The sequence below is a fragment of the Cytophagia bacterium CHB2 genome, from assembly GCA_030263535.1.
In the GTDB taxonomy this organism is placed as follows: domain Bacteria; phylum Zhuqueibacterota; class Zhuqueibacteria; order Zhuqueibacterales; family Zhuqueibacteraceae; genus Coneutiohabitans.
Genome location: SZPB01000025.1, coordinates 19,350 through 29,386 on the forward strand (window position 1 = coordinate 19,350; position 10,037 = coordinate 29,386).

6 protein-coding genes are annotated in these 10,037 nt (G+C 51.1%); all 6 read left to right on the forward strand.

Annotated features, from left to right (window positions below; translation table 11 throughout):
- Positions 1-129 precede the first annotated feature (129 nt).
- Positions 130-1,848 (forward strand): HAMP domain-containing histidine kinase, encoded by a 1,719-nt coding sequence (locus FBQ85_04560; protein MDL1874429.1) that lies wholly within the window; start codon positions 130-132, stop codon positions 1,846-1,848.
- 79 nt (positions 1,849-1,927) lie between these two features.
- On the forward strand, positions 1,928-2,635 hold the full coding sequence (locus FBQ85_04565; protein MDL1874430.1) for a response regulator transcription factor: 708 nt from the start codon (positions 1,928-1,930) through the stop codon (positions 2,633-2,635).
- A 66-nt stretch (positions 2,636-2,701) separates the two neighbouring features.
- Entirely contained in the window at positions 2,702-4,189 is a 1,488-nt protein-coding gene (locus tag FBQ85_04570) for a T9SS type A sorting domain-containing protein (GenBank protein MDL1874431.1), read from the forward strand.
- 253 nt (positions 4,190-4,442) lie between these two features.
- Positions 4,443-6,173: a T9SS type A sorting domain-containing protein gene (locus FBQ85_04575; protein ID MDL1874432.1), complete on the forward strand. Its 1,731-nt coding sequence runs from the start codon at positions 4,443-4,445 to the stop codon at positions 6,171-6,173.
- Positions 6,170-7,585 carry a T9SS type A sorting domain-containing protein gene (locus FBQ85_04580; protein ID MDL1874433.1) on the forward strand — a complete coding sequence of 472 codons (1,416 nt, stop codon included), beginning with the start codon at positions 6,170-6,172 and terminating at the stop codon, positions 7,583-7,585. The genes FBQ85_04575 and FBQ85_04580 overlap by 4 nt, the downstream gene beginning before the upstream one ends.
- Before the next feature lie 28 nt (positions 7,586-7,613).
- Positions 7,614-10,037, forward strand: a 2,424-nt coding sequence (locus FBQ85_04585; protein ID MDL1874434.1) for a hypothetical protein, incomplete at its 3' end; no start/stop codon positions are given.

The following is a 10,037-nucleotide window of genomic DNA, read 5'->3' on the forward strand; positions in this document are numbered from 1 at the left end:
TTTTGCGGCGAGATGATATACATTAGTGGCAAGATTTTCCATGGACGATTTGCTGCGGCCAAGTCGCAGCATGATCCGTTCTATACACAAGCAAAGTCACGGCCAAGCCGTGCCTGATCAAGTATTCGCATGCGATTAAAACAAAAAACCATCGGCGCGATCGCGCTGCTCACGACCCTGGCATTGCTGGGCCTTGTTCTCGTGCAGTTTCAATTGCTGCGCAACGCCGTGCAGTTGAAAGAACAAGCCTTCCGTGAGAATGTGCAGGATGCTTTGAACAAAATTGTCGACAAGCTCGAAACACGTGAGACGGTTGGGAAAGTATTCAGCATTGCGCTGGATGCGGAGCGCCCGGCGCACAAAGGCATGCTGAAAATCCAGGCCATGGCGATTGCAGACACCTTGATCGAGGTCGATAGCCTGCCAAGCAACGAGGATATACTTTTCCCGCGCCAACCGCTCAAGGTCGAAGGAAGCAAAATCACCTATACCCTGCCTTCGCGGCAGCAGGTCAGCTTGCGCATCTTCGACGCGCTGGGCCGGGAGGACACCGTGCTGGTCGATGCGCTTCAACCTGCAGGAACGTACCATGTTTTTGTCGATTCCTCGCGCTACAACACCGGCGAATATTTTTACAAATTCACGGCAGACAGTTCTTCCACTGTCTTGCGCTTCAAGGATGGCACAGCCGGCGGCGCGTTGCCGGGCACGCTCGCCTTTGAAAAAAGAGAAGAGATCGTCTGGCGCGTACTCAACAGATTGGCGCCGGCGCAACACGATCCCATCGCAAAACGCCTGGCACCCGCAAAGTTGGATTCGATCATCGCCTATCAACTCAATGAAAACGGCATTGCGCTCGAATATGCGTATGGCGTGATCGCAGCCCCTGACAGCATTAGCCTGGCGACGCCGGCGCATTATCAGCAAAACTTGCGGGCTTCGCCCTTCAAGAGCCGTTTGTTTCCGCACGATCTGTTTGCGCCGCGCAGCGATCTGGTACTGTTTTTCCCGTCGCAGCGTCTTTATTTATTGAAACAAGTCAGTGCGCCCCTGGCAGCCACCGTGATTTTAATGGCGATCATTGTGTTCTGCTTCGTTTTCACCATCCGCACGATTTTCAAGCAGAAGCGCTTCACAACGCAGATCACGGATTTCATCAACAATATGACGCACGAGTTCAAAACGCCGATTTCGACCATTGCGCTTGCCAGCGAGGCATTGCAGAAACCGGAAGTGGGGCAACAGCCTGAGCGGCTGCTGCGCTACAGCCGCATCATTCATGATGAAAATCTGCGCATGCGCCATCAAGTCGACAAAATATTGCAAATGGCAATTCTGGAGGAAGGCGACTATGAGTTGAGCCTGGCGCCGGTGGCGGTTCACAACATCATCTCGCAAGCGGTGGAAAACATTGCCTTGCAAATTGAGAATCGTAAAGGCCGGATTACGTGCAAGCTGGAGGCCGGGCGTGATGTGATCGAAGCCGATGCCGTGCATCTGGCGAACATCGTTCATAATTTGCTGGAGAACGCCAACAAATATTCGCCGCACGCGCCGCAGATCGTTATCTCAACGGAAAATCACGACGGCGGCATCAACCTTGTGATCGCGGATCAAGGCCGTGGCATCAAACCTGAAGATCAAAAAATGGTTTTTGAAAAATATTATCGCGTACACACCGGCAACGTGCACGACGTCAAGGGATTCGGTTTGGGCTTGAGTTATGTTAAGCTGATGGTGGAAGCGCACGGCGGTCGCGTGGCGCTGGAGAGTGAATACCAAAAGGGCACGGCCGTGAAAATTTTTCTACCGTTCACGCAACCGCAAAAAGGTTCAGCCGCGGTTTGACCGCGGCTTTTGTGGTTTTAACGCGGGATGCGCGCTACGGCTTGGCCGTAGTATGACGGGGCCGGCAAAGGGAAGAATTATGGATCCTAAAAGAATACTCCTGTTGGAAGACGATCCCAATCTCGGATTTCTTCTGCAAGAAAATCTCGAATTGCAGGGCTTTGCCGTGCGCCGCTGCGTCAACGGCGTCGAAGGCGGCGCCGCCTATCAGGCGGAGAAATTCGATCTCTGCCTGGTGGATATCATGATGCCGCAAAAAGACGGCTTCATGTTCGCGGCAGAATTGCGTGAACGCGATCAAAATACTCCGATCATTTTTCTCACGGCGAAATCTTTGAAAGAAGATAAAATCGCGGGATTCAAGATCGGCTGCGACGATTACATCACCAAGCCGTTCAGCCTGGAGGAGCTGGTGTTGCGCATTCAGGCGGTGCTCAAACGCGTCGCGCCTGACGCCGCTTCGCCCGCTGAAACCGGGCAATTTCTTCTGGGACGTTACGTGTTCGACAGCGTGCGGCACACGCTGCAGCTCGGCGGACAACAGCAAAAACTCACACAAAAAGAGGCGGAGCTGCTGCGCCTGCTCTGCTTGCACGTGAATCACGTGTTGGAGCGGGAAGTGGCCTTGCGCTTGATCTGGGGCGACAACAGCTACTTCAACGGCCGCAGCATGGATGTTTTTATTTCAAAACTGCGAAAATATCTCGGCGAAGACAAAGGCATCGAAATCATGAATGTGCACGGCAAGGGATTCAAGCTGGTGGTGCAGCCCCACAGAAAGCAATGATTGCCGATTTTCCGGCATGTGTGCAAATTCCAAGCAGAGAGATGAACCTATAGACAAAGGATTCAAATGAAAAAAATCTCTTATGTGATCTTCAGTTTTCTGCTGTCAAGCTCCGCAAATTCCCAGACATTTCAGAACTTCATCAGCCGTGTCACAAATGCCCCTCAAGCACAACGCGATGCCCTCGTTGACAGCTTCATGGCCGCCAACCCGGTGTTGCCGTTACGCGAAAATGATATGGCGCATTTTATCTATCGCGGCACGGCAACGCGCGTAAATGTGCCGGGCGATGCCAACGGCTGGGATGCGAGTGCTTTTGCCATGACCAGGCTCTCGACTACGAGTTTGTGGTATCACAGCCGCACGTTCGAATCCGACGCGCGCCTGGACTACAAATTCGTGGTGAATGGCAGCAATTGGATTCTCGACCCGCGCAATCCGCACCAGGTCTCCGGCGGGTTTGGCCCCAACTCGGAGCTGCGCATGCCGGAATATGTACCGCCGCCGGAGATTCAATTCTATGCCGGCATCCCGCACGGCAGTTTGCGCGACACCTCATTCTTCAGCATCAACCTTAACAACTCGCGCACGATTCGCGTGTACACGCCGCCGGATTATGCCGCTTCGAGTGAACGTTATCCCGTGGTACTTTTCCACGATGGGCTTGAGTTCATTTCGCTCGCGCAGGCGAACAATGTCATCGATTATCTCATTTCGCAAAACCGTATTGCGCCGATCATTGCCGTGTTCGTGCCGCCTGTGAATCGCCGCGAAGAATACGCCACCAATCTGCAACATGCCTTCACGGCTTTTATTGCTACGGAAGTAATGCCCTGGGTGGATCAGCGCTACCGCACGCGCACGGATCCCGCGAGCCGTGCAGTGCTGGGCTCCTCCGACGGCGGCAATATCTCTTTGTGGCTGGGTTATGCGCATCCCGAAATATTCGGCAATATTGCCGCGCTCTCGAGCAATGTGGAAAACAACATTTCCACCGGATTTCAAAACAGCCCCAAGTTGAATTTGAAATTCTATCTCGACATGGGCACGTATGACATTGCCGTGCTCCTCACGCGCATGAATAATTTTCTTCCCATTCTGCAAGCAAAGGGGTATGTGTATCAGTATCTCGAATTTCACGAAGGCCACAGTTGGGGCAACTGGCGCGCGCATATCGACAATGCCCTCGAAATGTTCTTCCCAGGCAGCGCCGTCGGCGTGAACGAGCCAACGGAAAATCCGCCGCAGCGCTTTGGATTGCATCAAAATTATCCCAACCCGTTCAATCGTTCGACTGAGCGCTCGCGTCGAAGTCCCACCACGGCTATTGAGTATGAAATAGCGCAAGCGTCACAGATGAGCCTAGCAATTTACAACATTCAAGGCCAGCTTGTGCAGACGCTGTTTGATGGCATGCAATCCGCGGGCAGACATGCGGCGCTTTGGGAGGGTAAAAACAATTTCGGAGAAAGGCAGGCAAGCGGGATTTATTTTTATCGTTTGCAAATCGGCGGGAGGGTGGTGGACATGCGTCGTATGATTTTGTTGCGATAAGCCTCTTGTCAGGCTGATACCGGAGTAGGCTTTAGACTGCAAAATTCGGCTTGACATTTTAGCTTCGGGGTATTACTCTCCCACCGCGCTGTCAGAACAAGGATGTTTTTTCACCTGAAGGGGGTGGAATATGTTGCGGCGTGTTTTAGCTGTTCGCTTTAGCAATTTCTTTGAGAAAAAATTCAAGGCCCGAGTACACCCTGAACCGTGTGCTCGGGCTTTTTGTTTTGGTATCGGCTCGGGAGCTTGAGCAATGAAACCTTTTCGCAATTGCAACCGGTTCTTCCTGCTGTTTATGCTCGGTATGCTCATTTGCTCTTCAGAAGCACCGGCGCAATGGTCAACCGATCCGGCGCAAAATCTCAAAGTTGCTTTTGGTGGAATCAACCCGGAGATCTCCATTGATGGCGATGGCGGTTGTTTCATCGTTTGGGAAACGGGTGCCGCGGGCAATCGAAGATTATTGCGCATGCAGCATTTGAATCGCTATGGCTACAAATCCCTGCCGGAAGAGGGAATTTCTTTGGCAACCGGTGAATTCGATCAATCAACCCCGTTTTTTCTCACGTATGGCAGTGAGGGAACGGCGATTGTGCTTTTTTATGACACGCGTATGATCAATGGTCAATGGGTGGCCCGCAGTTTGGCGCAGCGGGTGGACACGACGGGCGCTTTGTTGTGGGGCAATGCTGCTGTGGAACTTTCTGAAACCGGAGTGAGCCAACGTCCGGTTGCATTGTTTGCCGATGGTGAGGGTGGAGCTTTCGTCTTTTGGGCGGAAGATCGTGATGGTGATGGTATTCAGGAAATGTTCGGGAATCGAATTTCGGCAGATGGCCAGTGCCTTTGGGGAGAGAACGGAAGGAAGTTCGCGGTATATGAGAACAATCAAATTTGGACACAGGTCGCAAGTGATATGAATGATGGCGTCTTTGTTGCGTACGAAAGGAAAATTGATCTCTATGTTCATCATTTGAACGGCAGTGGGGAGTTTTTATGGCCCGAGGCGATTAGAATGCCGATTGGGATTTGGGGTGTAATGACCAGTGATCATAATGGCGGATTTTTATGGACCGCTCAAGAACAAATTGAGTATCTGCCTCCGTGGGGTGCGCTTTATCGAACCCGAGTATTTAGATATGACTTTTCAGCGCAGAGCATCTGGTCAGATGCGGGCATTGCGATTACGGACTCGGCCGTTGGATCGCAAGCGCCGGAAGTCATCGTTAACAATCAGGGCGATATCATAGTCATTTTTTCACGTTTACACCAGGCCAATCCCAGCATTTTTGCACAACGGCTAGATTTTAAGGGAGAATTGAAGATGGGATATGGAGGGCAGTCTGTTGTAAATGATTATCGCGACTACCCTGCCCTTCGCACCCTTAGCCAAACCTGCCTTGGAACGAATGGAAACGTCATGGTTGTTTGGCACGATTGGCGTATGCAAACTAGAAACATATACGTACAGTTGTTTTATGAACGGAGCCTGTTGAGCGTAGATCAGCCCGTTAGTTCTCGCCCCGATGTTGAATGGGATCACCGCGTGAGCTCGGATGGTAATGGAGGTTGTATTGTTGCCTGGTATGAGATAGGCACAGGCAGTGGATGGGGAATCTTCGCGCAGCAAGTTAGTAGGAACGGAAAATTGGGTGAAATCATTATAACCTCAGTTGTAGCCAACAAAACTGAACCGGCAAAAGAAAAATTCCCCATATCGGTTGCTGTATTCCCGAACCCATTTTCAGAAACCATACAATTCCGTTTGACTGGCTCTGAAGGATCACCAATAAAAATCCAGGTTTTTGATCTTACTGGAAAAATTGTGTATGACCAAAATATCAATTTCGAAAGAAGTCAGGCTGTGAGCATGAACTGGGATGGCCGGGATATAAAAGGGAAACTTCTGCCTTCCGGGATATATTTACTCAGAGGCCGGACTAGCCATCAATCAACCGCTCAAAAAATCGTTTTAATCAGATGATCGGCAGAAAAACCATGAAACCAAGAATCCGTATCACGCCGTTGCTGCTAATTTTCATCCTGGCCGTTGAGCTGCAATCTCAACCTCAAGCCGGTTTACAGTCATTTGGTTTGGATGGAAAAAACATCGATTGGCTCGCTGCTCCTTCCACCCACGTTTCCGCACGTCCCTATCTTTATGCAACAACTCCGGAAGGAATATTTCGGCGGGACACTTCCACACCAGACTCAATCTGGATGAATTTGGGCTTGGAAGGAAAACATATAACCGCCATCGATATTCAAGTGCGGGGTATCGGTCCAGCAATTTTTCAAACGCCGATAGTTGCTGTCTCCATCGATTATCCAAGCCCCGATTCCATCCCCATATACCGTCTCGCAGATCAAACCTGGGTTCCAGCGGACTCCGGCATCATCGATGCCATTAGTGCCCTGACGAGTTTTGCTTCAAGCGGACATGAGCCGCCCGGTTTGGCCTTTGCTGCCGGGTTATCCAGCTTGCTTTTTCGTGCCAGCACAGCAAACTCGGTATGGACGGAAATTTATAACGGCGGTATCGGCCCGGGATTCACGGTGTTGCAAGCGCATCAAACTGAAACGGGTAAAATAATCTGGGTGGGAGGATTTGACAGCCACAGCTACCTGGCGCTTTTTGGTAAACTCGATGAAAACGGGGAGGCGCTGCTTTGGGGTTCATTTCCACGCACGAGCTTGGAAAGCTCTTGTTACGCTTTCGCTTTTCATCCATATGATTCGCAACGTGTATATGCTGCCGTCACCGGCGCCGTGCTCCGCACGGAAGATGGCGGGATGAACTGGCAGTTCACCGGTTTGAGCGACGAGCAAACGGATTTTTACAGTTTGTGTGCAGACCATTTTATACCAGGCTACCTTTTTGCCGTTGGCGCCTCGCACGCTGATAATATCTCAAAGTTTTGGGAAAGCCGCGATGATGGTGAAACCTGGCAGGAAATTCAAGAAATTTCCACGCTTTCACCGCAGGGCATGCGCGTGCTGGCGGATCCGAAAAAAGAAGGCAGGATTTACATTGGCACAGCAGGAAAGGGCATTTGGCAGTATCGACTTGGAATGGTTTCCGTTGCTGCGCGCGCGAGCAGCTTGCCAATCAGCGGTTATACTTTGTCGCAAAATTATCCTAATCCTTTCAGCATTGAAACGCGCATCCGAATCAATCTGCCAAAAAATGCACCGGTGAAGATTCAGGTATTCAACACTGCCGGGCAAGAAATCCGCTTGTTGCATGAAGCCAGCATGAATGCAGGGGTATATGATTTCCACTGGGATGGGCGAAATCAACTTGATCAATCCGTCCCCAATGGAGTATACTTCTACCGTCTCGAAACCAGTCAGGGAACTGTGACACGAAAGATGTTGTTATTCAGAGTCAAGTGAGTTGAACTAACAAAAATGGAGGTATGCGATGTCTGCCAAATTAAAACAGTTTATTACTGCTGTGATGGCGGCTTTTGTATTAACAACAATCATTAGCCCATCATCAGCGCAAGACTACACCGGCGCGCCAGACTGTTTCGCCACAGCCGGCTCATCTATTGCTGGCCCCAATAATCGGCCGTCGTTGCCGGCAACCATTTCGCTGGGCATTATACTGGTTAAGTTCACGGATCGCACCAACTATGCAGGAGGAAGTCGCCCGAACGGCTATTTGAAATCAGATTTCGAAAATATGCTGTTCTCTGATGATTTCTATCTCAGCTCAACGCATCATCCCGAAAACGAAAGTGTCTATGGCAGCGTGAAGGACTGGTATCAAGAGAATTCCCATAGTCTCGTACAAATTACTGGATCCGTTATCAATGAGGCAGATGCCAATGGTGTAATCACGTGGCTGGAGCTGGGAAACACCAGCGCTTATAGTAATAACGAACGGAAAATGATGGTCGATGCTATTAATGATGCGGCCACGGTGATGAATTGGGATTGCAATTACAATATCATCGCAGTAGTAGCGCCCCAAAATGAAACTGCCAGTCTTGGCCGAGGCCGGGCCTATCATGGATCCAGCAACTTCGGCGGATCCAGTTCCATTCGCATCCTTGCTGGTGAGCTACCTTCCGGTTCAGCCAATTTCAACTACAGCAATTTTATGGGTGCCTATTCTACTTCTGAACAGTGGAACGGCTCTAGCAGCGGCGGCACCACGACGTTTCGACATATTGGTGTTCACGCCCATGAATTGTTCCATGTTCTTGGTTTTGTTTTTCTCGGCATTTGGCAGGATCAAAACTCATTGAGTACTGGCTTCGCCACCGGCGATTGGGATGTTATGCATCGTGCCGACGCAGGGCCCAATAGAAAAGGCGAGTGTCTGGCTCATATTTCCGCTGCCCGCAAAATTAGCACGGCCTGGTCGACTGCAACCGACATTACCTCAAATGAGATGGCGGAAAGCATTCAGTATGTCAATACTCAGATTTCCGGGGCAGCAGATTTTTATCGCTTCACCGATGCAGCATCCGGCGAAGAATTTGTCATTGAAAACCGTCAATTTACCGGATTTAACCGATTCCTGCCAGCCTGGTGGGACCCGAATGCAGTGAAGGGTGGTTTATTGGTTTTCAATACCAAACCTTATTCCACAATATCCAGCAATGATCGTAGTATACAACGGATAAGGCTGGCGGACAACGGTTTCACGGCGCCATACACCGGAGGTAGCAGCAACCCATCACAGATTTGGTCTTACGGCGATCCTGGTGATGCTTTTCCAGGAAGCACCAACAACACTCGTTTCTCAATGGCGTCGACGCCAAATAGTAATATTCGTTCGGGAAGTCCGCCGAGCGATTTGGGCGGCGATCCAACAGGCTTTGCCATCAGCAATATTTCCACATCAGCGACAACGATGACGGCGACGTTCCACAAAAGTTACTTGGCCAGCAACAGTGCAGACGCCACCGGCCAGAACAATTCACGCAAACTGGTGCGCGACGCTGATGGAGCATATCATCTGGCTTTTGAAGCCAATGGCGAAGTCTATTATCAGAAATCAGACGATGGCGGCAACACATGGAGCAATTATAAACGCATCAGCACTGGTACTGGAAATAACGGCTATTCCTGTATCGCGAGCCGTAAAGTTGGTTCGGTTATAAGAGTTTACGTCGCCTGGCAGCGCTTTGATGGCAGCTCGCACGACATTCACTTTCGCAAAAGCACGAACGGCGGGAGCACGTGGGCAAACTCAACAGAGCCGGCTTCGAACGTCGGCGCCAATGCGCCGCTGCCGGTCATTGTCACTCCGGCAACGGACAAGCTCACGTTGATCTATCGCACGGGCAGCAATTTGGGATCGCGCATCTCAGCCAATGACGGCAGCAGTTGGAGCAGCGGCACCGTGCCTTCCACCGGCAGCGACGACAATTCGCCCAGCCTGGCCTGGTGCGATACCTATTGGGGCAACAATTCCCGCTCGCCGTTGGTTTATGCCAGATCCTCGCCGGCCACCATCTATTACACCTACTATCGCAACGGCCCGGATTCCTCCGGCTGGGGCTCGACGAAGGATCTCTCACAAATCGTGCCGGGCACCTACAACAGCCATCAAAAGCCCTCGCTTGCATCAAGCGGTAATTCCAACCACAGGCGGTTGCACGCGGTGTGGGAAGCCCGCAATGGCACCAGCGGAAATTACTATGTGATCATCCACCGCAAAGCCACGGATTGGTACACCTGGCCCAACGTGTACTCTACGACTTATTATGAGCTGCAAAAAGAACCTTCCGTCACCGGTCTGGCAAATGACACCGCCGAGCTGCTGTTCAAATATGCTACGCAGAATCAAATCTATAAAATGCATTATGACGGCTCTTCGTGGGGCTCGCCG